The organism is Nonomuraea sp. C10, from assembly GCF_008017515.1.
Lineage (GTDB): Bacteria > Actinomycetota > Actinomycetes > Streptosporangiales > Streptosporangiaceae > Nonomuraea > Nonomuraea ferruginea.
In genome coordinates, this window is the sequence record NZ_VPFF01000001.1 from 859,383 (window position 1) to 882,078 (window position 22,696).

Annotated in this window: 25 protein-coding genes and 1 tRNA gene; 8 read left to right on the forward strand and 18 right to left on the reverse strand. The window is 73.4% G+C overall.

Annotation, left to right across the window (positions count from 1 at the left end; genetic code table 11):
* Window positions 1-26: 26 nt before the first annotated feature.
* Complete coding sequence (selD, locus tag FR742_RS04005) at window positions 27-1,004, reverse strand: selenide, water dikinase SelD (RefSeq protein ID WP_148029656.1); 978 nt, start codon at window positions 1,002-1,004, stop codon at window positions 27-29.
* A 47-nt stretch (window positions 1,005-1,051) separates the two neighbouring features.
* On the opposite strand from selD, the gene selA reads away from it, so the two are divergent.
* From selA to FR742_RS04020, 3 genes are all read left to right on the forward strand, one after another.
* Window positions 1,052-2,353: an L-seryl-tRNA(Sec) selenium transferase gene (gene selA / locus FR742_RS04010; protein WP_187280979.1), complete on the forward strand. Its 1,302-nt coding sequence runs from the start codon at window positions 1,052-1,054 to the stop codon at window positions 2,351-2,353.
* The gene (locus tag FR742_RS04015) at window positions 2,344-4,764 is read left to right on the forward strand and encodes a SelB C-terminal domain-containing protein (protein WP_148029658.1); all 2,421 of its coding nucleotides are present in this window, start codon (window positions 2,344-2,346) and stop codon (window positions 4,762-4,764) included. Before selA ends, FR742_RS04015 begins: the two co-directional genes overlap by 10 nt.
* A 10-nt stretch (window positions 4,765-4,774) precedes the next feature.
* A tRNA-Sec gene (locus FR742_RS04020) sits at window positions 4,775-4,867 on the forward strand.
* Between the two features lie 9 nt (window positions 4,868-4,876).
* On the opposite strand, the gene FR742_RS04025 is transcribed toward FR742_RS04020, so the two are convergent.
* The 11 genes from FR742_RS04025 to FR742_RS04075 form a co-directional block, all read right to left on the reverse strand.
* Window positions 4,877-5,935 carry a hypothetical protein gene (locus FR742_RS04025; protein ID WP_148029659.1) on the reverse strand — a complete coding sequence of 353 codons (1,059 nt, stop codon included), beginning with the start codon at window positions 5,933-5,935 and terminating at the stop codon, window positions 4,877-4,879.
* Window positions 5,932-6,435: a SigE family RNA polymerase sigma factor gene (locus tag FR742_RS04030; protein WP_148029660.1), complete on the reverse strand. Its 504-nt coding sequence runs from the start codon at window positions 6,433-6,435 to the stop codon at window positions 5,932-5,934. The genes FR742_RS04025 and FR742_RS04030 overlap by 4 nt, the downstream gene beginning before the upstream one ends.
* A gap of 88 nt (window positions 6,436-6,523) precedes the next feature.
* Entirely contained in the window at window positions 6,524-6,904 is a 381-nt protein-coding gene (locus tag FR742_RS04035; RefSeq protein WP_148029661.1) for a MauE/DoxX family redox-associated membrane protein, read from the reverse strand.
* Window positions 6,901-7,374 (reverse strand): hypothetical protein, encoded by a 474-nt coding sequence (locus tag FR742_RS04040; RefSeq protein ID WP_148029662.1) that lies wholly within the window; start codon window positions 7,372-7,374, stop codon window positions 6,901-6,903. Before FR742_RS04040 ends, FR742_RS04035 begins: the two co-directional genes overlap by 4 nt.
* An 87-nt stretch (window positions 7,375-7,461) precedes the next feature.
* Complete coding sequence (locus FR742_RS04045) at window positions 7,462-7,644, reverse strand: hypothetical protein (RefSeq protein WP_148029663.1); 183 nt, start codon at window positions 7,642-7,644, stop codon at window positions 7,462-7,464.
* The gene (locus FR742_RS04050) at window positions 7,645-8,166 is read right to left on the reverse strand and encodes a hypothetical protein (RefSeq protein WP_148029664.1); all 522 of its coding nucleotides are present in this window, start codon (window positions 8,164-8,166) and stop codon (window positions 7,645-7,647) included.
* Entirely contained in the window at window positions 8,163-8,672 is a 510-nt protein-coding gene (locus FR742_RS04055; RefSeq protein WP_148029665.1) for a hypothetical protein, read from the reverse strand. Before FR742_RS04055 ends, FR742_RS04050 begins: the two co-directional genes overlap by 4 nt.
* Window positions 8,673-9,425: a hypothetical protein gene (locus FR742_RS04060; protein ID WP_148029666.1), complete on the reverse strand. Its 753-nt coding sequence runs from the start codon at window positions 9,423-9,425 to the stop codon at window positions 8,673-8,675.
* Window positions 9,426-9,611: 186 nt separating this feature from the next.
* On the reverse strand, window positions 9,612-10,361 hold the full coding sequence (locus tag FR742_RS04065; RefSeq protein ID WP_148029667.1) for a ThuA domain-containing protein: 750 nt from the start codon (window positions 10,359-10,361) through the stop codon (window positions 9,612-9,614).
* Between the two features lie 41 nt (window positions 10,362-10,402).
* The gene (locus FR742_RS04070; RefSeq protein ID WP_148029668.1) at window positions 10,403-11,473 is read right to left on the reverse strand and encodes a Gfo/Idh/MocA family protein; all 1,071 of its coding nucleotides are present in this window, start codon (window positions 11,471-11,473) and stop codon (window positions 10,403-10,405) included.
* A 147-nt stretch (window positions 11,474-11,620) separates the two neighbouring features.
* Window positions 11,621-12,667: a LacI family DNA-binding transcriptional regulator gene (locus FR742_RS04075; RefSeq protein WP_148029669.1), complete on the reverse strand. Its 1,047-nt coding sequence runs from the start codon at window positions 12,665-12,667 to the stop codon at window positions 11,621-11,623.
* Window positions 12,668-12,743: 76 nt separating this feature from the next.
* On the opposite strand from FR742_RS04075, the gene FR742_RS44275 reads away from it, so the two are divergent.
* Window positions 12,744-12,920: a hypothetical protein gene (locus FR742_RS44275; RefSeq protein ID WP_187280980.1), complete on the forward strand. Its 177-nt coding sequence runs from the start codon at window positions 12,744-12,746 to the stop codon at window positions 12,918-12,920.
* 3 nt (window positions 12,921-12,923) lie between these two features.
* On the opposite strand, the gene FR742_RS04080 is transcribed toward FR742_RS44275, so the two are convergent.
* Window positions 12,924-13,760, reverse strand: coding sequence for a D-alanyl-D-alanine carboxypeptidase family protein (locus FR742_RS04080; protein WP_261808349.1), 837 nt, complete (start codon window positions 13,758-13,760; stop codon window positions 12,924-12,926).
* Between the two features lie 54 nt (window positions 13,761-13,814).
* Entirely contained in the window at window positions 13,815-14,339 is a 525-nt protein-coding gene (locus FR742_RS04085; protein ID WP_148029670.1) for a DedA family protein, read from the reverse strand.
* A 133-nt stretch (window positions 14,340-14,472) separates the two neighbouring features.
* Between FR742_RS04085 and FR742_RS04090 the strand changes: the two genes are divergently transcribed.
* On the forward strand, window positions 14,473-14,985 hold the full coding sequence (locus FR742_RS04090) for a hypothetical protein (RefSeq protein ID WP_148029671.1): 513 nt from the start codon (window positions 14,473-14,475) through the stop codon (window positions 14,983-14,985).
* Here the strand turns inward: FR742_RS04090 and FR742_RS04095 are convergent.
* The 3 genes from FR742_RS04095 to FR742_RS04105 form a co-directional block, all read right to left on the reverse strand.
* Entirely contained in the window at window positions 14,954-18,319 is a 3,366-nt protein-coding gene (locus FR742_RS04095; protein ID WP_148029672.1) for a BTAD domain-containing putative transcriptional regulator, read from the reverse strand. The genes FR742_RS04090 and FR742_RS04095 overlap by 32 nt on opposite strands.
* 78 nt (window positions 18,320-18,397) lie before the next feature.
* The gene (locus FR742_RS04100) at window positions 18,398-19,459 is read right to left on the reverse strand and encodes a lysylphosphatidylglycerol synthase domain-containing protein (RefSeq protein WP_148029673.1); all 1,062 of its coding nucleotides are present in this window, start codon (window positions 19,457-19,459) and stop codon (window positions 18,398-18,400) included.
* A 49-nt stretch (window positions 19,460-19,508) separates the two neighbouring features.
* Window positions 19,509-20,327, reverse strand: a complete 819-nt coding sequence (locus tag FR742_RS04105) for a PIG-L deacetylase family protein (RefSeq protein ID WP_148029674.1) — start codon at window positions 20,325-20,327, stop codon at window positions 19,509-19,511.
* Between the two features lie 24 nt (window positions 20,328-20,351).
* Here FR742_RS04105 and FR742_RS04110 point away from each other — a divergent pair, with 24 nt between their 5' ends.
* From FR742_RS04110 to FR742_RS04120, 3 genes are read left to right on the forward strand one after another with little or no spacing between them, the layout of a single operon-like run.
* Window positions 20,352-21,458, forward strand: a complete 1,107-nt coding sequence (locus tag FR742_RS04110; RefSeq protein ID WP_187280981.1) for a glycosyltransferase family 4 protein — start codon at window positions 20,352-20,354, stop codon at window positions 21,456-21,458.
* Window positions 21,459-21,476: 18 nt separating this feature from the next.
* A complete protein-coding gene (locus FR742_RS04115) occupies window positions 21,477-21,719 on the forward strand; it encodes a hypothetical protein (RefSeq protein WP_148029675.1) in 243 nt (80 codons plus the stop codon).
* Entirely contained in the window at window positions 21,716-22,177 is a 462-nt protein-coding gene (locus tag FR742_RS04120) for an SRPBCC family protein (RefSeq protein WP_148029676.1), read from the forward strand. Before FR742_RS04115 ends, FR742_RS04120 begins: the two co-directional genes overlap by 4 nt.
* A 45-nt stretch (window positions 22,178-22,222) precedes the next feature.
* Here the strand turns inward: FR742_RS04120 and FR742_RS04125 are convergent, their stop codons facing one another.
* Window positions 22,223-22,606 (reverse strand): hypothetical protein, encoded by a 384-nt coding sequence (locus tag FR742_RS04125; RefSeq protein WP_148029677.1) that lies wholly within the window; start codon window positions 22,604-22,606, stop codon window positions 22,223-22,225.
* Window positions 22,607-22,696: the final 90 nt, after the last annotated feature.

Here is a 22,696-nt window from a genome sequence, read left to right on the forward strand (position 1 = left end):
TAACGCTGCCAAAGGCGCTTGCCTGCCTATCGGATGACGATGGCGTGGTCGCCGCGCGGCACCAGTTCGCCGATGACCGGGGCGCCCGGGATCTCGCCGGCGATCAGCAGGCCGCCCGAGGTCTGGGCGTCCGCGAGCAGGAGCATCGTCTCCTCGTCCGCGCCGCCCGGATCGACGTGGCCGGCGACCCAGTCCAGGTTGCGGCGGGAACCGCCCGGCACGTACCCCTCGCGCAGGCTCCGGCGGGCGTCGTCCAGGATCGGCACCGCGGCCGCGTCCACCACCGCCGTCACCCCCGAGGCGCGGGCGAGCTTGAACAGGTGACCCAGGAGCCCGAACCCGGTCACGTCGGTGGCGCAGCGCACCCCGGCCTCCAGCGCCGCCCGGCTCGCCGCCGCGTTGAGCGCGGTCATGGTGGCGACGGCGTGCGGGAACACCTCGCCCGTCGCCTTGTGCCGGTTGTTGAGCACGCCCAGGCCGAGCGGCTTGGTGAGCGACAGCGGCACGCCCGCGACCCCGGCGTCGTTGCGCATCAGCCGGTCCGGGTCAGCCAGCCCCGTCACCGCCATGCCGTACTTGGGCTCGACGTCGACCACGCTGTGACCTCCGGCGACGTGGCAGCCGGCGTCCGCCGCGACCTCCGCGGCCCCGCGCAGCACCTCGCGGGCGAGCTCGTACGGGAGAGTCTCGCGGGGCCAGCACAGCAGGTTGATCGCCATCAACGGGCGCCCGCCCATGGCATAGACGTCCGAGAGCGCGTTGGCCGCCGCGATCCGCCCCCAGTCGAACGGGTCGTCCACCACCGGCGTGAAGAAGTCGGCGGTGCTCACGATCGCCGTCCCGCCCTCGATCCTGACGACCGCCGCGTCGTCACCGCTGTCGAGGCCGACCACGAGATCACCGCCCTGCGGCCGGGCCAGGCCGGCCAGCACGTCCTCCAGCTCTCCGGGAGGGATCTTGCACGCGCAGCCGCCGCCCTGGGCGTATTGGGTGAGCCTCATCATGATCACATCATTGCGTGGATCGCGGGTTTCCGGTATGGCAGATGACCATGACCGATCAACGGCGCCGGATTCCCCGCACGGACGCGGTCCTGGCGGATCCCCGCCTGGCCGAGCTCATCCCCGTCTTCGGCAGGAGCCGGGTGAAGGCCGCGGTCACCGCGGCGCAGCGCCGGGCGCGTGACGGCGAGATCGCCCCCGAGCTGGTGGCCGAGACCGCGCTGGCGTCGCTGTCGGACGCCGGGCCGCGCCGCGTGATCAACGCCACGGGGGTGGTCGTGCACACCAACCTGGGCCGGGCGCCACTGTCCGGGCCGGCGCTGGAGGCCGTGCGGGTGGCGGCCGGATCCACCGACGTGGAGCTCGACCTGGTCACCGGACGCAGGGGACGGCGCGGGCGCGGCGCCCTGGCGGCCCTGGCCCAGGCAGTCCCGGCGGCGGAGGCGGTGCACGTCGTCAACAACAACGCGGCCGCCCTCGTCCTCGCGGCGACCGCGCTCGCGTACGGGAAGGAGATCGTCATCAGCCGGGGCGAGCTGGTCGAGATCGGCGCCGGGTTCCGGCTGCCCGAGCTGCTGGAGTCCACCGGCGCCCGGCTGCGGGAGGTCGGCACCACGAACCGCACCACCGTCGCCGACTACCGGGCGGCGATCGGCCCCGCGACCGGGTTCGTGCTGAAGGTCCACCCGTCCAACTACCGCGTCGAAGGCTTCGGGGGGACGCCCGGCGTGGGCGACCTCGCGGGGCTGGGCGTCCCGGTCGTCGGCGACATCGGCTCGGGGCTGCTGCGCCCGGAGCCCGCGCTGCCGGCCGAGCCGGACGCGGCCACCTGGCTGGAGCAGGGCGCCGACCTGGTGACGGCCAGCGGCGACAAGCTGCTCGGCGGCCCCCAGTGCGGGCTCCTGCTCGGCCGGGCCGGCCTGGTCGAACGGCTCAGCACCCACCCCCTGGCCCGCGCGCTGCGCGTCGACAAGCTCACCCTCGCCGCTCTGGAGGCCACGCTCACGCACGCCGCCAACCCGACCCGCGCCGCGCTCCTCGCGGACCTGCCCACGCTGCGCCGCCGCGCGGACGAGCTCCTGCTCCTGCTGCACGCGGACGGGGTCAAGGCCGACGCCGTGGACACCGTGGCGGCGGTCGGCGGAGGGGGCGCGCCGGGGGTGGAGCTGCCCAGCGTGGCCGTCACCGTACCGCTCGCGCTCGCCGGCCCGCTGCGGACCGGGACCCCCGCCGTGGTCGGCCGGGCGGCCGCGGACCGCTACCTGCTGGACCTGCGCGCCGTCGCCCCGGACGACGACGGGGACCTCGCGGCCGCGGTGGCGGCGGCCTGGGAGGCGGCGGCATGCGCGTGATCGCCACCGCCGGGCACGTCGACCACGGCAAGTCGACCCTGCTCCGGGCGCTGACCGGGATGGAGCCCGACCGGTGGGAGGAGGAACGCCGCCGCGGCCTCACCCTGGACCTCGGCTTCGTCTGGACCGACGGGCTGGCCTTCGTCGACGTGCCCGGCCACGAACGGTTCATCGGCAACATGCTGTCCGGCGTCGGCCCCGCGCCGGCCGTGCTGTTCGTGGTCGCCGCCGACGACGGCTGGGCCGTGCAGTCGGAGGAGCACCTGCGGATCGTCGACGCGCTCGGCATCACCACCGGGGTTCTCGCGGTCACCCGCGCCGACCTCGCGGACCCGGGTCCTGTCCTGGCCGCCTGCCGGGAACGGCTGCGCGGCACCGGCCTCGACGGGATCCCGGCGGTCGCCGTGAGCGCCGTCCGCGGCGATGGGCTGGCCGAGCTGAGAGCGGCGCTGTCCGCCCTTCCCGAGCCCGAGCCGTGCCCGGACGCCGACGTCCGCCTCTGGATCGACCGGGTGTTCACCGTCGAGGGCCGCGGCACCGTCGTGACCGGGACGCTCGGCGCGGGCACGATCCGCACCGGCGACCGGCTGATGGCCGGCCGCGAGCCCGTCCGCGTCCGCGGCTTGCACAGCCTCGGCACGGCCCGCGACGAGGTCCGCGGCCCGGCCCGGGTCGCGGTCAACCTCCGCGGCGCGGCCACCCCCCGCCGCGGCGACGCCCTCCTCACCCAGGACCGTTGGCTGCAGGTCACCCAGGCCGACGTCCGGCTCTCACCCGCGACCGACGTCCCCCACCACGCCATCTGGCACATCGGCACATCAGCCACCCCCGCCCGCATCCGCCCCCTGACAGCCCCGTCCCCCCGCACCGTCCGTAACCACCCACCCGGAGCGTCCGCCCACCACCTTCAGGACTCGCCGGGAGCGTCCGTCGGCGACGTTCAGGATCACCCGTATGGAGGAGCCGCCCACGACCTCCGGGATCGCCCGTCTGGGGGAGTCGCTCGCGACCTTCAGGGTCATCCGCCGGGAGTGTCCGCTCGGGACCTCCAGGATCACCCGTCGGGAGTGGCCGCTCGGGACCTCCAGGATCACCCGTCGGGAGTGGCCGCTCGCGACCTTCAGGGCCATCCGCCGGGATTGGTCGCTCGCGACCTCCGGGATCATTCGCGGGGAGTGTCTGCTGGTGACCTCCGGGATCACCCGCCTGCAGCGTCCGTCCGCGACCTTCAGGATCGCCCGCCGGGATTGGTCGCTCGCGACCTCCGGGATCATTCGCGGGGAGTGTCTGCTGGCGACCTCCGGGACCATCCGCCTGGAACGTCCGCCCGCGACCTTCAGGACTCGCCTGGAGCGTCCGCCCGCGACGTTCAGGACTCGGCGGAAGCGTCCGGGCGCGACCTCCAGGACCGCTCGCCTGGAGACCTCGGGCTCGGCGCGGGGAATCGGCTGCTTGCCGACGGCGCGGGGGGTCGTTCGTTCGGGGAGGACCCGGTGCATGTCACGCTGGATCGTGCGTACGGCGGGGAATCGGTGCTCGATCGTGCGTACGGCGGGGACACTGTGCGGGTCACGTTGGAGAGGCCGCTTCCGCTGCGTATCGGTGATCGGGCGTTGCTGCGCGATCCCGGCAGCCGCAGGGTCTGGGGGGTGACCGTACTCGACGTCCGGCCGCCCGCGCTGCGTCGCAGGGGCGCGGCGAGGCGGCGGGCGGAGGAGCTGGCCGCCCTGGACGGCGTTCCCGACGGAGAGGCGGAGCTGCGGCGGCGGGGGATCGCCAGGCGGGACGAGCTGGCCGCCATGGGCGCGCCGGTGACCGCCGAGCCCGTCGCCGGCGCGTGGGTCGCCGATCCCGTGCACTGGGAGTCGCTCAGGGCCCGGCTGGTCGAGGTCGTGACCGCGCACGCCGAGGCCAGCCCGCACGATCCCGGGATGTCGGCCGAGGAGGTCAGGCAGGCGCTGGGCCTGCCCGACCGGTCGCTCGTGGACGCGCTCGCCGAGCGGACGCCGCTCGGCCGCTCCCGGGGACGGCTGACCGCCGCGCCGCCGGAGCTCGCGCCCGGCGTCGAGCGGTTGCGCCGCGACTGGGCCGCCGCGCCGTTCGCCGCCCCCGACGCCGCCAGGCTGGCCGAGCTCGGTCTGGACGGCCGCGACCTGGCCGCGGCGGAGGCCGCCGGACACCTGGTACGGCTCGCGCCCGGCGTCGTCCTGCCCACGGGCGCACCCGAACGGGCGCTCACCGTGCTGTCCGGCCTGGCCCAGCCGTTCACCGCCGCCGACGCGCGCAAGGCGCTGGGCACGTCCCGCCGGGTGGTCATCCCGCTGCTCGAACACCTGGACAGGACCGGCGCGACGCGCAGGGCCGAGGACGGCTCGCGCCGGATCGCCGGAACGGGCCGCCCGGAGCGCTAAGATCGCGAGCGGAGGCGTCCAGGTGCCTGGTGGCCCTCCCGGTCTTCAAAACCGGTGGCGCCGAGCATCTCGGCGCGGCGGGTTCGATTCCCGTCCGCCTCCGCTCGACAAGTCAGTGCCGGGCCAGGCCCGGGATCGCCGGCTCCGCCTCGCCCGGCAGGTCACGCAGGACATGCCCGTCGGTGGTCAGCAGCCGCAGGCGTCCCCGCTGGTCGGCCGGTGGCTGGACGACCGCGTACCCGTCCCTCGTGGGCCCGAGGGCGTACTGCCCGTCCGGCAGCGGCGTGCGCTCGACGAGCGTGCCGCGCGGATCGAACCGCAGCACGGCGACGCTGTCGCCGGTGTACTCCAGCACGAAGATCCGCTCTCCGCTGACCTGGACGGACAGCCCGTGGTCGGCGTCGGACAGCACCCCGGACCCGGTCGCCGAGAGCGTGCGGGCCGTCCCGCCCACCCGCAGCCGCACCCGCTCGCGCGCGCCGTCGCCGTCCTGCCCGAGCGCCAGGAGGACGAGCTCGCCCGACGGGAGCACGCCGACCGGCTCGTACCCCTCCGGCGGGGTCAGCGGCTCCGTCCGCCCGTCATCGAGACGCACGTCGGTGTACGCGTGCACGTCCCCGCTCGCGTGGTAGCCGAGGATCAGCCTGCGGGAGTCGGCCGACCACGCCCACGGGCTGTAGGCGCTGTCGGCCCGGCCGTCACCGGGCACGGGGACCCGATGCGCGGTGCCGCCCAGCAGGTCCCTGAGCTCGTACCCGTCCGGCGTGGGCAGGCCCAGCCAGCGGCCGTCGGGGGACAGCGTGATGTTGCCCTGCGGGTGCACGGTCCGCGCGCCGAGCCCGTAGGTCCGGCCGTCCTCCAGGGTGAGCAGTGTGGGGCAGGAGCTCCGGCACGGCGCGTACACGACCGCGCCGCGGCCCACCGGACCGCTCGAAGGCAGGACCGGATACCCCGCGCTCGTGGAGACCGCCGGCACCGCCGTGATGGTCTCGGCGGAGCGGGTGAGGTTCTGGTGCAGCCCGAACCCCCCGGCCACGAGCAGGGCCGCCGCCGCCGCGCCTGTCACGGCCCGCGCGGTTCTGCGGCGGCGCAGGACGCGCAGGGCGAGGTCCGCGTCCGCGTAGTCGCGCGCGTCGGCTCCTAGCCGGTGGTACGTGTCGCGGAGGTTCATGGGCACACCCTCTCCAGCAGTCGCGGCGCCACCCGGCGCAGGCGGTTGAGCGCGTCGTGCGCGTGCCGCTTGACCGTCCCGACCGAGCAGCCCAGCTGCGCGGCGACCGCCGACTCCGGGAGGTCCTCGTAGAACCGCAGGTAGAGCACGATCCGCTGCTTGGCCGTGAGCACGCCGAGCGCGCGCCCTAACATGATCTTCAGGTCGGCCTGCGTGGACTGGTCGTGGTGCGGCCCGGAGTCCGGCAGGTCGGCGGTCGGGACGATGGTGAGCCGTCGAGGGCGGCGCCAGGTGCGCAGCTGGTTGAGCATCATCGTGCGCACGTACGCCTCGGGATCGGCCGCGGCGGAGACCCTGCGCCACCGGGTGGCGGCCTTGACCAGCGTCTCCTGCAGCAGGTCCTCCGCCTGGCCGTGGTCGCCGGTGAGCAGGAACGCCGTCCTGGACAGGGCGTGACCACGCGCGGCCACGAAGTCGCGGAAACCCTCGGTGTCGATCAATCGGCCCAGCCCTTCAGTCCTGCGGCGTCATAGGAGAGGACTCTCCGCACCCCGCCGGAGGTTGAGGCCGTTCGCGAGATCGTGCCAGTCAGGCCGGGACGGCGAGCAGCAGCAGGCCCAGGGCCAGCACCGCCGCGGCCCTGGCCCAGGTGCGCCAGGACACCGGCTCGCGGACGCCGAAGCACTGGCAGGCGGCCGGCCCGCCCGCGGCGACCAGGTACGTCTGCGCCGCGGTGAAGCCGGCCCCCAGCACCGTCGCCGCCACCCCCGCCACCAGGCCAGGGGCGGGGGAGAACAGCAACGCGGCCGTGCCCACCTCCACGGCCACGACCGCGCCCGCGGCGGCCGTGCCCGCCGCGCCCCGCAGCCCGAACGCGCCGAGGCTGTCGCGGAAGCCGCGCGGATCCCGCAGCTTGCCCGCGACGGCCAGGACGAGCACCAGCCCCAGCGCGTACCGGACGACGATCACGCGATCACCATCAGGGCCAGCATCGGGATCACCAGGACCACGAACAGCGGCCGGAGCCTCGGCAGCTCGAAGTAGAAGGCCTTGTCCGCGCTGTTCTTGCTGCGCGCGGCCACGAACGTCAGCAGCATCACGGCCCTGCCGAGCGCGAACCCGGCGCCGGCCAGGAGCGCCTGCTGCCAGGAGGCGAGGAACACGATGGAGATCGCCATGATGTGCGGCAGCGCCGTCGGCGAGTACGTGCGCATGCCCGTGCCCATCTCCATGCCGAACTGCACCGAGCCCCAGAACGGGATCCTGGTGACGAACTGCGGGACGAGCCGCGCGTTCTGCAGGATCGGGAACCGGAGCACGCCGATCTCCTGCAGCAGCAGGACGATCGCCGCGACGACGACCACCACCCGCGCCACGGCGGGCGGGAACGGCACGCGCAGGAGCGAGCCGACCACCACGAAGGCGAACGCGGTGCCCATCGCACCCAAGAAAAGACCGAGGACGAACCCCGAGACGTCAGAGCCCCGCCGGACCGACGAGGACAGCACCCAGGCGCTGTTGAGGCTTCAAACGGAGCCCGACAGCGAGAACCCGGCGACCAGGGCGGCGACCAGCCAGACGAAGCCGGTCGTGCCCGCGCCGAGCGCCCCTGCCGAGGTCAGGGCCGCGAGCACGGCCGCCTCCCCCGCCGCGATGAGCCCGAAGCCGGGCCAGAGCAGGCGGAGGGAGGCCGACGTGTTGTCACTCACTCAGATCGTGGTCCTGCAGATCGAGAACTGGCCGGAGCCGCTGGCGCCGCAGGCCACCACGTAGCGGTAGCCGTCGGAGCACTTGCGCCGCTTGCTGGTCGTGCTGCCGCCGGTCCAGCGCCAGGCGTTGCGGCCGGCGCACGAGTCGGCGTACGAGGTGTAGTTGATGCTGACGCAGGTGCCCGAGTAGCCGTCGTCGCGGTGCCAGGAGCCCGTGCAGTTGTCGGAGCCGTAGTAGGCCGAGGACGGCACGCACACCGACGACGCGTTGATGAATCCCTTGCAGGTGTCCCAGACGGTCTTGTAGACGGCGGCGGCGGCGCTGCGCGGGCGGGAGCCGGGCAGCAGGTCGAGGGCGCCGAGCCCGGCCGCCGTCGCCACGCCGAGGGCGAGGCCGAACACGCCCCGGCGGCTCGGACGCGGCTTGGTCGCGGCGACCCTGGACGGGACCGCGTCCACGGGCTCCCGGTTCGCGCTCGGTATCTGGTCGAGGATCGAACTCTTCTCGTCCGAGATGGTCACGGCTGTGCTTCCCTTCGTTTCTCCAACGCTCGTTCCACGACGTCCACCAGCGCCTCGCCGGACCCGACCGGGGTCGAGAACACGACCAGCCCGTCAGGGCCGACGACGAGGAGGGCGGGTGCGTACGGGACGGTGATCGACCGCCACATCTCGGGGTCCTTGATCACCCGTACCGTCTCGGGGAGGCTCTTGCCGAAGCCCGGGTCGTCGGACACCACCGCGAAGGAGTGGTCCTCAGGGAGTTCGGGAGCCAGTTTGGCCACGGCGACGAGGACGTCGTCGCAGATGGAGCACTGTCTGTTGATCTTCACGACCAGCGTCGTGCCGTCCGGCCTGGTGATGGCCGAGCGTGCCTGCTCGTGCTGCCCGGAGGTGAAGCGGACGCCGACGCCCTCGTAGGTGGCCAGCTCCAGCTCGCGGACCCGGCGGTAGAGACCCGCCCCGGCCGCGAAGAGCAGGCCGACCAGGACGGCGAGGACGATGATCGCGGCGGTGGCGGGCTCCACCTACGCGGTCCACTCGAGGCGCTTGATCTTCGTGAGGAAGGTGGCGGCGGCGTCCTCGGCCGCGACGCCCAGGGAGCGCACGGAGACGCCGGGCCGGTCCTGCCGCGGGGCGTCCCACGGGGACAGGGTGACCACGGCGGTGTCGGTCACCATGATCAGAGGCTGCGCGTGGGTGTTGGACTCGTCGTCGTCCCGCCAGATCTCGCCCGCGCTCGTCTCGTAGCCGCGCCAGGCCGGGATCCGCTTGGAGCTGGTCTGCTTGGGCTCGACGAGCAGCGACCCGACCCCGGCGATGGTCTGCGTGTACATGGCCATGGACAGCTGGAAGCGCTGCCCGGCGTCGGCGGTCATGCCTTCGGGGGTGTCGGTCCACGCGACCCGGGCGAAGGTGTCGATGATGTCCTTCGTCTCCCATTCCGGGGCGTAGAACATGCCGTGCACCATGTGCCAGGGGCCGAGCCAGGCGGCCCAGCGGGCGTCCTGGGGGTCCTTGCAGTCGTGGATGACGAGCTCGCCGCCCGCCACGGACAGGCGCTCACGCTCCCTGCCGCCGACCGCCTGCACGGCCGAGCCGAGCGAGGTCAGGGGCGCGAGTTCGAGGGCCCAGACATCGGCCGTCGTGTCGCGGCTCCCGTATTTCGGGTTGTAACGCACATGGCCGCACCAGACGTGCAGCAGTTCTTTGTCGTTGTCCTCGACTTCTAGTTGAATAATGGAATTGTCGATGGCGCGGACGCGGGATAAATAAGTCATGCCGACCCCTTGACGAGTGCCGATGCTGCGCGCGACCAGAGCTTTTCATGATCGGATTCAGCCCGTCAAGAGGCTGATCAACTCACCGGTAAAGTCGCTGATCATGGGCTTTACCGTTTTTTTCTGGAACGGTCTAGCGGCGTTTTTCTCTTTCCTGACCGGCGGTGGGAAGTCCGGTAAGCACTCCTACCACCGGACCGGCGTGTGCGCGTTGTCCAGCGGCTCGCCGACGCCCACCGGCGAGGCCGCCCACAGCACGGCGTTGGCCAGCACGCGGCGCACGTCGGGATGGTGGTAGACGGGGTAGTTCTGGTCGCCGGGGCTGAAGTAGAAGATCCGGCCCAGCCCCCGCCGGTAGCAGCAGCCGCTGCGGAACGCCTCGCCGCCGCCGAACGAGCTGATGAACACCAGCTCGTCAGGCTCGGGCACGCCGAACGGCTCGCCGTACGTCTCGTGCTCGCCGATGACGATCGGGTGCGGCACCCCCTCGGCGATCGGATGGCCGGGGGCCACGGTCCACACCAGCTCGCGCTCTCCGGCGTCGCGCCAGTTGAGGCTGCACGTGGTGCCCATCAGGGAGCGGAAGAGCTTCGAGTAGTGGCCGGAGTGGAGCACCAGCAGCCCCATGCCGCCGAGCACCCGCGACCGCACCCGCTCGACCACCTCGTCGGCGACGTCCTGGTGGGCCATGTGCCCCCACCAGGTCAGCACGTCGGTCTCGGCGAGCTCCTTGTCCGACAGCCCGTGCTCGGGGTCGTCCAGGACGGCGGTGCGGACGCGGACCCGGGAGCCCAGGTGCTCGGTCAGCCCCGCCGCGATCGCCCCGTGCATCCCGTCGGGGTAGCGCCGCCGCACCTCCTCCTCGCGCTGCTCGTGACGGTTCTCGCCCCACACCGTGACCTTGATCGGCCCCTTGATCGGCCCCTTGATCGGCATCGTGTCCCCCTCGTGCGCCGCCTACGGGGAGGGCGTACCCGTCATTCGGCCCAGCTCATCGGCGCGGGCGGTTCGAACGAGCTGACCAGCTCGACAGTCCCGCCCTTCTCGTACGAGGCGCGCGCGGCGCAGAGGATCTCCACCACGTGCGCGGCCTGCTGGCCGGTGGCGCGGTGCGGCCGCCGCTCGCGGATCGCGGCGGCGAGGTCGCGCACGGCCCGGCCCCATTCGACGCCCGCGTACGGCTCCCGCAGCGGCTTCACCGGCCGGGGCTCCTCGCGGAAGGCGGCGATCTCCAGCGGCGCGTCGAAGTCGTGCCAGCCGCGCAGCAGCAGCGATCCGCCGTCGCCGTGGAACTCCATGCCCTTCTGGTGGGTGTTGCGCTGGTCGACGTAGAAGTCGCAGGTCAGCCGGAGCAGCACGCCGCCCTCGAACTCGATGTTGGCCACCACGTAGTCGGGCGTGGTGAGGGTGAACGGGAGGCCGTCGAGGCGGGTCCGCTGGGGGTGCAGGGTGGAGGAGAACGCGGTCACCCGGCGGGCCGGGCCGAGCGCGGCCGTGGCGATCGTGAGCGGGTAGACGCCCACGTCGAACAGCGCCCCCACCTCGTAGAAGCCGACCGGCTCCGGGTGCCACACCTCGATCCGGCCCCAGTTCACCTCCGCGTAGACCAGCCGGACGCGGCCGATCGCCTCCTCGCGCAGCAGCTTGAGCGCCGTCTGCTGGGACTCGCCGAGGAACGTGGCGGGCGCGCCGCCGAGCCGCAGCCCGCGCTCGCCGGCCAGCGTCACCAGCTCGGCCGCCTCCTCGTAGCGCAGCGCGAGCGGCTTCTCGCTGTGCACGTGCCGGCCCGCCTCCAGGGCGCGGCGGATGACCTCGTAGTGGGCCTTGTGCGCGGTCAGGTTGACCACGATGTCGACGCCGGGGTCGGCCAGCAGCTCGTCCATCGTCGCGTACGCGCGGACGCCGTGCGCGGCGGCGAGGGTCCCGGCCCGCGCGGGGTCGACGTCCTGCACGCCGCGGAGCTCGATCTCGGGGTAGGAGGCCAGGTCGGCGGCGTATCTCTGGGCGATGTTGCCGCATCCGACGATCGCCACGCCCGTGGTCCCCATCACACGTCTCCCTCGCAGGCTCGCGGATCTGGCACTTCGATCACCGAAACTACGCGTACCGCACAACAAAGGTCAATCATGTGTAATGAGCTGAAAACCTGCCGTTTACGCCACTTGACTAGGGAGGGGAGCGTCTCGTCCGAAGGACTACGGACGCGGCGGCGCGGTCGAGGCGCGGACGATCAGCTCGTGCGGGAACAGCAGCCGCTCGGGCTCGTCCGGCGGCTCCAGCAGCAGCCGCCCGGCCGCCGCCCCGATCTCCTGCTTCGCCTGCCGGATCGTGGTCAGCCCGGCCTCCTCGGCGGCGCTGTCGGAGAACCCCACCACCGACAGGTCGCGGGGGACGTCGAGCCCGAGGTCGGCGGCGGCGTCGAGGATGCCGAGCGCCAGCACGTCGGTGTTGGTCAGGATGGCCGTCGGCCGCGGCGTGCGCCCGAGCAGCGCGTGGCCGGCCTCCCTGCCGGCCGCCCGCGAGTTCCTGCTCAGCTCGTAGAACGGCACGGACGCCCAGTCGACGCCGGCTGACACGCAGGCCGCCTCGTAGCCGGAGCGCCGCCCCCGCATCGCCTCGAACACGGCGCCGCGCTGGCGCCCGGGGTCGGCCCAGCCCGTCCGGCCGTCGTCGTGCAGGCCGACCATGGCCACGCCGACGCGCCGGTGGCCCAGCTCGACGAGGTGGCGCGCGGCCTGCGCCCCGGCGGCCGGCTCGTCGATGCCCAGGAACGGGTGGCCGGGCACGTACGGCTCGTCGACCACCACCGTGGGCAGCCTGCGGGCCAGCACCTCGGCCAGCGCCGGGTGGCCGTCGGGCAGGGACACCACGCAGAACGCGTCCACCACGGCGTCGCGCACCGGCGGCGGGCGTTTCTCGCCGCGCGGGAGCGGCAGGATGAGCAGCCCGACCCCGGCCTCCTCGGCGGCGGTGGCCAGCCCCTGGAAGAACCCGAGCGCGTACGGGTCGGCGAAGGCGTAGGCGAGGGTCTCGCTGAACAGCAGGCCCACCGCGCCGGCCCGGCCCAGGCGCAGCGAGCGCGCGGCCGCGTTGGGGCCGGCGTAGCCCAGCTCGTCGGCGACCTGGAGGATGCGCCGCCGCAGGTCGTCGCTGAGCTGGTCGGGCCGGGAGAAGGCGTAGGACACGGTCGCCCTGGACACGCCCAGCCGATCGGCGATCGTCTGCAGCGTGACCCTGGCCATCTTCCCACCGTAGCGGATCTCTTGCCGACCACCTCTTAATCGATTAAGGTCTTAATGGATTAAGAAGGAGGGTTCCATGGATGCCATGCAGGTCCTCGCGTACCGGACCGCGATGGGACACCGGGAGTCGGCGCATGCGGCGCTGCCGGACGCGCCGGTGCTGCCGCATCGAGACAGGGCCCGGGTCAGGGTCCGTCTGGCGCACAGCCTGCGCCGGACCGCCGACCGCCTCGACCCGGTCGTGCAGTGCTGAGCCTCAGCCGATGACGATCTCCCCGGCGGCGTGCTCCAGCAACCGCTCGGCGGTCTTGAACCGGCGCTCGTCGCTGTCGCCGAGCAGCACGCCGACCACCCGCGTGCCGCGTTGCTCCGCCGCGAACAGCAGGCAGAACCCGGCCTTGCGGGTGTAGCCGGTCTTGACGCCGATCGCGCCGTCGGCCCGGCCGAGCAGCTTGTTCGTGTTGGTCCAGGTGTGCGCCTGGTGCAGGGCCGTCTTGGTCACCTTGTGCGTCGGGCGGCTCACGACCGTCTTGAAGACCGGGATGTCGAGCGCGTACTGCGCCAGCCTCGCCTGGTCGACGGCGGTGGAGTAGCCGCCGTCGCGCGGGGTGGGCATGCCGTCGGCGTTGGTGTAGCGGGTGTCGCCGAGCCCCATCCTGCGGGCGGCGGAGTTCATCTTGGCGACGAAGGCGGGCTTGCCCGGCCCGTAGGTGCGGGCCAGCGCGTTGGCCGCGTCGGCGCCGGACGGCAGCATGAGCGCGTACAGCAGGTCCCGGACCGTGAGCCGCTCGCCCGTGCGCAGGCCCGCCGTCGCCGCGCCGCCCTTGGCGGCGTAGCGGACGTCGGCGGCGGTGACGGTGACGACGTCGGTCAGCTTCGCCTCGCGCAGCACCACGTACGCGGTCATCACCTTGACCAGGCTGGCCACCGGCACCCGGGCGGTCTCGCGCTTGCCGAAGTGGACCGTTCCGTGGGAGTCGACCACGTAAGCGTGCCTGGCGGCCACGGCGGGGGCCGCGACGGCCGGCGGCGCGGCGGAGACCCCCACGGTGAAGGCGAGCATGGTGGAACAGGCGAGAGCAGCGAAGCGCATGCGCACCATGTTGACATCAAGAGGGCGCGGATTCGGTGAAACATGCCGGGACGGTCAGGCCGGGAGTGTTTCCTCCCGCTGCGCCCTTTTCTTGCGCCGCCGGGCGACATAGACCGCCACAGCCGCCACGACGGCCACCGCCACCAGCGCGGCCGTGATCGGCGACTGGTAGGCGAGCCGCAGCCACGCCCACAGCGCGACCATGCCGCCGAACCACCACAGCGGCGCCCAGGTCATGCACCCGAGCGCGCTGGCCACCACGTACCAGGGATAGGACACCCGCAGCGCCCCCGCCACCCACGGCAGCGTGTGACGCAGCATGGGCACCCAGAAACAGCCGTAGACGGCGAGCGCCCCCCACTTCTCGACCGTCCGCTCGATCCTGGCGATCCGCTCCCGGCCCATCCGCTCGCCGACGCGGGACTCGTACAGCTTCTCGCCCAGCCGGCGGCCGGCCCAGTAGTAGACCTGGAACACCACGAAAAGGGCGATCATCAGGATGACGCCCACCAGCCAGTAGGGCAGGCCCAGCCAGAACGGGTCCGTCGGCGCCGGCATCGCGAGCGGGAGGTGCCTCATGGCGAACTCCACACCCCCAATCGTTAGGTCAGGCTTACCTTATTTCACCTTGCAAACGACTGCCATATCGGGCTGCAAGTCGTGGTCAACCACCTCCCAGTAGACCTGAGGGTGAGCGAAAGAGGTGGTGACCATGGCGACGAGAAGCGGAGCGGTGCTGGCCAGTGGTACGGCGAACGCGGCCAAGTTCGTGGTGGCGGCCCTGGCCTTCACCGCCGCGTACGCGGGCCTGTCGGCCTACGGTATCGCGAGCTCCGCCCAGGCCCCCGCGCCGGCCGCCGTGAGCCTGTCGGCCGAGGAGACACCGGTCACCACAGCCCTCACCGCGCGGGCGCTCGCCGCCGGCACCGTCACCGTCAGCGCGCTGCCCGCCGGGCCCGGCTGCCTGAAGCCGTACGTGGCCCGCACCCTCCTGGTCAACCCGGACCCGGGCCGGACCGTCTCCTACAGCTGGAAGCTGGCCCGCTGGAGCCCGTCGGCCAAGACCTGGCGGACCTACTTCGTCGACTACTCCGGCTTCGCCGGGGCGCGCGGCACGGCCGAGTGGGAGGCCACGGTCTCCGGCAACCCCGGCTGGTATCGCGTCGAGCTGGCCGTCGAGGGCGCCAAGACCGTCAAGAGCGACCGTTTCCAGGTGAGTTGCTGACCGAGCGCTGCGCCGCCTCCACCCATCGCGGCACGCCCACCCGCCTGGCCACCTCCAGCGCCTTGAGGTAGTGGTCGCGGGCGGCCTCGGGCTGGCCCACCCGGATCGCCAGGTCGCCGAGCGTCAGCGCCACCGGCCACAGCGCCACCACGCCGGTGCCGGCGCCCGCGACCCGGTCGGCGAACGGCTTGAGCTTGTCGTAGCAGTCGACCATCCGCTCCCGGTCGTCGAGGAGCATCCCGGCCAGCGCCCGCCACGTCATGGCGAGCTCGTACAGGAAGTCGGGCCGCACCGGCGGGCGCACCGCGGCGACGGCCTTGGCGTCGGCCAGGTGGCCCGCCGAGGCCAGCGCCAGCGCGTAGGCGTCGAGGGTCCACTTGGCGCCGCGCTGGTGGGCCTCGGCCAGCAGGTCGACCATCTCGGCGGCCCGCCCGTCGACCAGGTGGAGGCAGAACGCGGTGATCAGCGGCAGGTCCTGGCGGCCCTCCAGCATGCCCGCCCTGGCGGTCAGCCGGGCCGCGTCGCGGTAGGCGTGCTCGGCCGCCGGGTAGTCGCCGGCGATCATGCGCCGCAGCCCGACGTACCACGCGTGCACCGCGGCGGGAGCCGGCAGGTCGTACTGGCGGGCCAGCTGGTCGGCGGCGGCGGCGTGCTCGTCGGCCGCCGCGAACTCGCCGCGCGCGGCCGCGCACTCCAGCAGCACCAGGTGGGCCAGCGCCTGGGTGGCGATCTGCCCCGAACGCTGGGCGACCTGCAGCAGCTCACGGCCGATGCTCTCGCGGGTGTCGACCGCGGGGATGTCGTAGGACTGCCGCAGCCGCGCGCTCAGCGCGACCGCGATCAGCGCCGGATCGCCGCTCTGCCGGGCCACCTCCAGCGCCTCCAGCGACGCCTGGCGGCCCCGCTCGGGCGAGGAGGAGCCCTCCAGCTCCAGCGCCAGCGTGGTGAGCAGGCTGGCGCGCAGCGACTGCTCGCCCTCCGGCAGCTCCGACAGCGCCCGCTCGGTGATGTCGACGATCTCCCAGGCGGTGCGGGTGAAGTCGCGGGCCATGCCCTTGTGCGGCACCGCCAGCGACGCGGCCACCCGGGCCGTCAGCTCCAGGTCGCCGAGCGGCAGCGCGGCGTCCATCGCCTCGCGCCGCAGCACCCGGGCCGCCGTCATGTCGCCGCACAGCGCCAGCGCCTTGATGCGGCGCAGCATGAGCTGCAGGCGCTGCTTGGTGTCGCCGCCGGTGCGGTCGAACGCGGCGGTGGCCTGCTCCCACAGCGTGGCCGCCTCGCGGTGGGCGAAGCGCCGCTCGGCCTGCTCGGCCGCCAGCCCGGCGTAGTGGACCGCCTTGTCGGCGGCGTCGGCCAGGTAGTAGTGGTGGGCCAGCGCCGCCACGTCGGACGGGGCGCGCCGCTCGATCACCGCCGCCACGGCGGCGTGCAGCCGGGTGCGGCGCAGCCGCGAGGCGTCGGAGTAGATCGTGTCGCGCACCAGGTCGTGGTCGAACCGGAGCATGCCGGGACCCGGCTCGGTCACCAGCCCCGCCAGCAGCGCGGCCTCGACCGCCTCGACCACCGCGTCCTCGTCGCCGGCCACGTCGACCAGCACGTCCACGTCCACGTCGCGGCCGATCACCGCGGCCTGCAGCAGGATCTGCTGCGCCCCGGCGGGCAGCCGGGAGATGCGCCGCCGCAGCACGTCGCGCACCCCGGACGGCACCTGCGACAGCACCTCCGCCGCGCTGGCCCGGTCGGCCGCGCCCTCGGCGTCGAGCAGGCGTACGGTCTCGCGCACGAAGAACGGGTTGCCCGCGGTGCGCTCCACGATCGACTCGACCGCGTCGTCCTCGATCTCGCGCACGCAGGTGGCGCGCACGAGCTGCGCCACGGCCTTCGGGTCGAGCCCGGACAGGCTCACCCGCAGCGGCCCGAGCCGGGCCAGGGCGGCGAGCACGTCGGCCTGGTTGTCGTCGAGCTCGCTCTCACGGCAGGTGACCACGAGCAGCACCCGGCTGGTGGCCAGCAGGCTGGGCAGCGCGCGCAGCAACGCGAGCGTCTGGTCGTCGGCCCAGTGGAGGTCCTCCAGCGTGAGCAGGACGGGCGAGCGGCTCGCCACGCCCGCCAGGTAGCCGCCGACGGCGCGGTGCAGCCGGAAGCCGCCCGACACCTCGTCGTCGTCGGGATCGGGGGCGGCGTCGTCGAGCAGCGGCGCGAGTAACTGGGCGTACTCGCCCGCGCCGGTCACGCGGACCAGCGTCCGCAGGATCTCCACCCAGGCCCAGCCGGGCGGGGTGGCGCTGGAGTCGGGGCAGGCGCCCGACGAGGTCATCCAGCCGTCGGCGGTGAGCCTGCCCTGGAGCTGGCGGAGCAGCGTGGTCTTGCCGGCGCCGGCGACGCCGGTGACGATCGCCACCTGGAAGCGGCCGGTGCGGGCGGCGGCCGTGGTCAGCCTGGACAGCTCGGCGTCGCGGCCGACGAACGGCTCAGGCTCCAGCGGCGGCGGCTCGACGGGCGTGGCCGGGCGGGGCGGCCAGGTGTCGGCCGCCGGGACCGGCCTGGACGGGCGCGGCGGCGGGGTCAGGTCGAGCTCGGGCGACTGGGCCAGGATGTCGGACTCCAGCTTGCGCAGCGCCGGGCCGGGGTCGATGCCCAGCTCGTCGGCGAGGATGCCGCGCGCCCTGCGCAGCGCGGCCAGCGCGTCGCCCTGCCTGCCGCAGCGGTAGAGGCCGAGCGCCAGCAGCCGCCAGCCCTCCTCGCGCAGCGGGTGTTCGGTGGTCAGCGCCTCCAGGTCGGGCACGGTCTCGGAGGGCAGGCCCAGGCGCAGGCCGGTGTCGGCGTGCCGCTCGCGGGCCACCAGCCGCAGCTCGGCGAGCCGGTTGACCTCGGCCTCGGCCCACGTCTGGTCGGCGAAGTCGGAGTAGGGGGTGCCGCGCCACAGGCCGAGCGACTTCTCCAGGCGGCCGCGCGCCGACTGGGGGTCGCCCTCCTCCAGGTGCTCGCCCGCCGCGCGCACGAGCTGCTCGAACCGCAGCGCGTCGACCTGGTCGGGCGCCACCCGCAGCGCGTAGCCGGAGGCCACCGTCACCAGCAGCCGGTTGGGCCCGCCGCGCGGGCGGCCGGGCTCCAGCACGCGGCGCAGCCGCGAGATGTAGACCTGCAGGCCGGACTGGGCGCCCTTGGCCGTGTCGTCGTCCCACAGGTCGTAGAGCAGGGTGTCAACGGGCACGACCTGACCCCTGGCCACGAGGAGCCGGGCGAGGACGGCCCGCTGCCGCAACCCGCCGAGGTCGAGTTCGTCGTCGTGTGCGTACGCCTCGACTGGCCCCAGAACTCGGAACGCCACCATTTCAGCCGCCACGCTATGCGGGCTTCCGAATCACGCACAAGGCCCGGGGTTGATAATCGAGCGTTATGTTTCTGATCGTCACCTGGGGGCCTTCGAGATCGTGGACGGGGGCTCCGCGGCGGCGCCACGCCTGTCGCGCCTACGCAGAAGCGCCCACGCCCCGAGCGCGAGGCCACCGAACGGGATCTCGATAGTGTAAGTCCAGAAGCCGAAAAGCAGTGCGGCGGCCGTCGCGGGAGCGAGCGGCACGCCGAACGCGCTGGTGAGCAGCACCACCACGCCCGCCTCCATGATGCCCGCCCCGCTGGGCGTGATCAGCGCGGTCGTCAGCACCCGCGACAGCGCGAAGACCGCGATCGACTCGGCCGGGCCCGGGTAGGCGCCGGTGGCGACGAGGCAGGCCACCATGATCGCCCCCTGCAGGACCAGGAACGCGACCATGCCCGCGGTCAACGGCGGCCACCGGGTCCTGATGACGTCCGCGGTGTCGGCCCGCAGCCGGTGGAACGCCTCCGACGGCCGCACCCGCAGCCGGATCAGCCGTACGAGGGAGTCGAGGCCCCGGCCCAGCACGGCCGCGGCGCGGTCCCAGTAGAGCGCCACGGCCACCACCGTGACGAGGACCAGGATCGACACCGCGCCCGCCCAGCCCGCGTTGGCCACCGTCGGGTTGGGCACCCGGCCCGCGATCAGCAGCGCGATGATGCCGACGGCCGGCAGGACGAACCTGAACAGGGTGTTCCACACGCCGCTGACCAGCGTCATGACCACGATCGAGCGGCTGTGGAAGCCCCACCCCCTGGCCATCGCGAACGTCAGCGCGACCCCGGCGGCGCCGCCGAACGGCAGCAGGTTGCTCACCGCGCTGCCCGCCGCGTTGAGCGTGAGCGCCTGCAGGCGCCCCAGCCCCGGCAGGGATCCCGTCAGCACGAACGTGTACGCCAGCAGGCTGAGCAGCCACAGCCCGGTCATCAGCGCGATGGTGCCGGCGCCGAGCGAGCCGAAGACGGCCCAGATCTCCCGCCACGAGACGTGCTTGCCGGTCAGGGTGTGCACGATCTGCGGCAGGTAGACCACGAGCACCACTGCCAGGCCCAGCGAGAGGGCGGACAGCGTGATCTGCAGCCACTTGTTCTTCATCGGCTCCCAGTCTGGCGGCTGCGCGGCGTGGCCGGGTCCATCTGGGGGACTATTTCGGCCCCGGGTCGAAGGGATGACGCACCCGGGTGCCCGGCGGCAGGTCGCGCCGGACGTACCACTCGGTGCCGAAGACCAGGCGGTAGAGCGGGCCAGGCACCTTGAGCATCACGGCGAGCGTGCGGTCGCTGTCGCCGCCGGAGGCCTGGGACACGTGCGCGGCCATCGCGGCCCGCTTCTGCCGCGCGTAGCGGCGCACGTTGACCCGGTGGGTGATGGTCTCGCCGGCCGAGTAGGCGCTCTCGAAGGTGCGCACGTCGAACTCCGGCGGGAACCGGTAGACCTTGCCCGCCATCCGCAGCAGCCGCAGCAGCGGGTCGCGGTTGACCGTGGCCTCCAGGACGATCGGCGTGCCGGCGATCTCCGCCGCCCGCCTGCCCACCCGGTGGACCTGCACGTGGTCGGGGTGGCCGTAGCCGCCGGCCGGGTCGTAGATGGTGAGCAGGTCGGCCTCCTCCTCGCGGAGGATCGCGGCGAGCGCGCCGGCGGCCTTCTCGGTGTCGGCGTCGATGAACGCGTTGTCGGGGCGCTCGTCGGCGACGCCGCCCTGCGGGCTCAGCCCCGAGTCGCCGTAGCCCAGGCACTCCACGCGGGCGCAGCCGAGCACCGCGGCCGACTGGTAGAGCTCTTTCATCCGGGTCTCGCCGAGCGCCTCGCCGGGATCCATGTCGGCCAGGCCGCGCTCGCCGGCGGTGGCCACCACGAGCACCACGCGGTGCCCCTCGGCCGCCAGCATCGCCATCGTGCCCGCCGTCAGCAGGGCCTCGTCGTCGGGGTGGGCGTGGAAGAAGACTGCGGTACGTGGAGGCACAGGCCCCAGATTAGTCTGGGAGAGGTGCGGATCTTTCACGTGAGCGACTGTTACCTCCCGCGGCTCGGGGGCATCGAGGTGCAGGTCGCCGATCTCGTGCGGATGCAGCGCGAGTCCGGCCACGCCGTCGAGGTGGCCACCGCCACCCGGGGGGAGCCGCTCGACGGGGTGCACCGCGTCGCCGCCAGGATGCCGTTCGACCTGCCGGTCCACCCGCGCGGGGTGAGCCATCTCACCAGACGGCTGGCGCTGTCCAGGCCCGACGTGGTGCACGTGCACATGGGGGCGGTCTCGCCGTTCGCGTGGATGGGGGTGCGCGCCGCGGTGCGCCGCGGGCTGCCGTGCGTGGTGACCGTCCACAGCATGTGGGACCCCGTCACGCGGGCGCTCTACCGCCTCCTGGGGCTCGTGTACGGGTGGCAGCGGTGGGGCCTGGTGGCCACCACGGTCAGCAACGCGGCGGCGGTGCCCATCCGGCGGGTGGCCGGGCCGGGGGTGCCGGTGCGGGTGGTGTCCAACGGCCTCGACCTGTCCGGCTGGCGGCTTTTTCCCGGAGGCGGCGGGCCCGAGCCGCGTGACGAGGTTCACGTGGTGGCGGTCGGCCGGCTGGCCCCGCGCAAGCAGCCGGTGGGCCTGCTGCGGATCCTGGAGAAGGCGAGGGCGCGGGTGCCCGCGGCGATCCCGCTGCGCGCCACGGTGGTCGGCGACGGCCCGGCCAGGCCGGCCATGGAGCGCTATCTGGCCAGGCGCGGCATGAGCGGATGGGTGTCGCTGCCCGGCCGCTACAGCAGGGAGCGCATCGCGAAGGTGCTGGAGTCGGCCGACGTGTTCGTGGCGCCGGCGCCGCGCGAGTCGTTCGGCATCGCCGCGCTGGAGGCCAGGACCGCCGGGCTGCCGGTGGTCGCGCGGACGCAGAGCGGGGTGGCCGACTTCGTCGAGCACGGCACGGAGGGCCTGCTCGGCCGCGATCCCGGCGCGGTGGCCGAGGCCGTGGCGCGGCTCTGCGAGGACCGTGGGCTGCGGGAGCGGATCACCCGCCACAACCGGGCCAACCCGCCCGCGGCGGGCTCCTGGCCCACGGTGCTCGCCGGCTTCGACCGGGCGTACGCGGAGGCGGCCGGCCGCGCCTGACCGTGTTATCTTGGTACCGTGGTACCAACCGAGCGGACGCAGACCGGCCTGAGAGTGGAGAAGAACCTGTTGAAGGTCCTCAAGGGGCTGGCCGAATATCTCGACATGTCACTCGGCGACCTGGTCGAGGGCATCACGCTGCACGCCTTCGAAGGCCGCGCGCCGTTCTCCGACGAGACTCTCGGCAAGATCGCCCAGCTCAAGTCCGTCTACGGTCTGACGCTCACCGCCGACGACGCCCACAAGCTGGTCGACCGGTGAGCGACGGGCACTGCACGCTGACCGGGCACGTGCCGGTCCCGCTGCCGCCGCCGGAGGCGCTGCGCCTGTTCACCCCGCGGGGCGAGGAGGAGTGGATCAAGGGCTGGCGGCCCCGCTTCCCCGTCCCCGCCCCCGACGACTCGCGGCCCGGCACCGTCTTCGAGACCGACTCCCACGGCGAGCGCACGATCTGGGTGGTGGCCGACCGGCAGGAGGGCCACCGCATCAGCTACGCGAGGGTGACCCCCGGCTCGCGGGCCGGCACGGTGACGGTCACCGCCGTCGACGACGGTCACGGCGGCACGACGGTCGAGGTCACGTACGAGCTGACGGCGCTGTCCCCGCAGGGGGCCCGCGAGCTGCGCGGGTTCGCCGACGGCTACGCGGACTTCCTCGGGTCCTGGGAGCGGGCGATAGCCGCCCGGCTCGCCTCTCCCAACGCGGCCACCCCTACGTGACGCGACCGGGGGCGGTCGGCGACTGCCCCCGGGACCGTTCTCTGATTAGCTGCAGGCCTGCTGGATCTTGGTGATGAAGCCCTGCAGCTTGCTGACCGACTCCATCGAGCCCGCCGGGTCGGAGCCGTCGATCTTGATGCCTTCCAGGCCGGTGGCGAGGTCGTTGAGCGCGGCGCCGACCTCGCCGTCGTAGTTGCCGGCCAGCGTCTTCACCTTGGCGCCGGCCTCCTTGCCCGCGGTCTCCAGCGCCTTCGGGTCCGTCGCGGCCGACGCGGCCGTGGTGTTGAACTCGTTCATGATCGTGGTGACTTCCGCGGCGGCGGTGTTGCAGTCGACCGCCTGGCTCAGGGCGCCGCAGCCGGTGATCGTCATACCTGCGAACGCGAACGTCGCGACCGCGAGGGCCAGGCGACGGCGAGGGGGTGTCATGGTTGTGCCTTTCGTAGGTTCAGGGACGAACGGACAGTAGAAGCGCGTTCTTGACGGTCGCTTGCACCGCGCTAACGACCATGGTGACAG

Excerpts from the sequence above, each read along its gene's own strand:
- FR742_RS04095 (WP_148029672.1), bottom strand. The coding sequence starts at position 18,319 with ATGGTGGCGTTCCGAGTTCTGGGGCCAGTCGAGGCGTACGCACACGAC.
- FR742_RS04090 (WP_148029671.1), top strand. The coding sequence starts at position 14,473 with ATGGCGACGAGAAGCGGAGCGGTGCTGGCCAGTGGTACGGCGAACGCG.
- FR742_RS44275 (WP_187280980.1), top strand. The coding sequence starts at position 12,744 with ATGGATGCCATGCAGGTCCTCGCGTACCGGACCGCGATGGGACACCGG.
- FR742_RS04025 (WP_148029659.1), bottom strand. The coding sequence starts at position 5,935 with ATGAACCTCCGCGACACGTACCACCGGCTAGGAGCCGACGCGCGCGAC.
- FR742_RS04040 (WP_148029662.1), bottom strand. The coding sequence starts at position 7,374 with ATGGGCACCGCGTTCGCCTTCGTGGTGGTCGGCTCGCTCCTGCGCGTG.
- FR742_RS04060 (WP_148029666.1), bottom strand. The coding sequence starts at position 9,425 with ATGACTTATTTATCCCGCGTCCGCGCCATCGACAATTCCATTATTCAA.
- FR742_RS04070 (WP_148029668.1), bottom strand. The coding sequence starts at position 11,473 with ATGGGGACCACGGGCGTGGCGATCGTCGGATGCGGCAACATCGCCCAG.
- FR742_RS04080 (WP_261808349.1), bottom strand. The coding sequence starts at position 13,760 with ATGCGCTTCGCTGCTCTCGCCTGTTCCACCATGCTCGCCTTCACCGTG.
- FR742_RS04125 (WP_148029677.1), bottom strand. The coding sequence starts at position 22,606 with ATGACACCCCCTCGCCGTCGCCTGGCCCTCGCGGTCGCGACGTTCGCG.
- FR742_RS04085 (WP_148029670.1), bottom strand. The coding sequence starts at position 14,339 with ATGAGGCACCTCCCGCTCGCGATGCCGGCGCCGACGGACCCGTTCTGG.
- FR742_RS04100 (WP_148029673.1), bottom strand. The coding sequence starts at position 19,459 with ATGAAGAACAAGTGGCTGCAGATCACGCTGTCCGCCCTCTCGCTGGGC.
- selD (WP_148029656.1), bottom strand. The coding sequence starts at position 1,004 with ATGATGAGGCTCACCCAATACGCCCAGGGCGGCGGCTGCGCGTGCAAG.
- FR742_RS04075 (WP_148029669.1), bottom strand. The coding sequence starts at position 12,667 with ATGGCCAGGGTCACGCTGCAGACGATCGCCGATCGGCTGGGCGTGTCC.
- FR742_RS04015 (WP_148029658.1), top strand. The coding sequence starts at position 2,344 with ATGCGCGTGATCGCCACCGCCGGGCACGTCGACCACGGCAAGTCGACC.
- selA (WP_187280979.1), top strand. The coding sequence starts at position 1,052 with ATGACCGATCAACGGCGCCGGATTCCCCGCACGGACGCGGTCCTGGCG.
- FR742_RS04065 (WP_148029667.1), bottom strand. The coding sequence starts at position 10,361 with ATGCCGATCAAGGGGCCGATCAAGGGGCCGATCAAGGTCACGGTGTGG.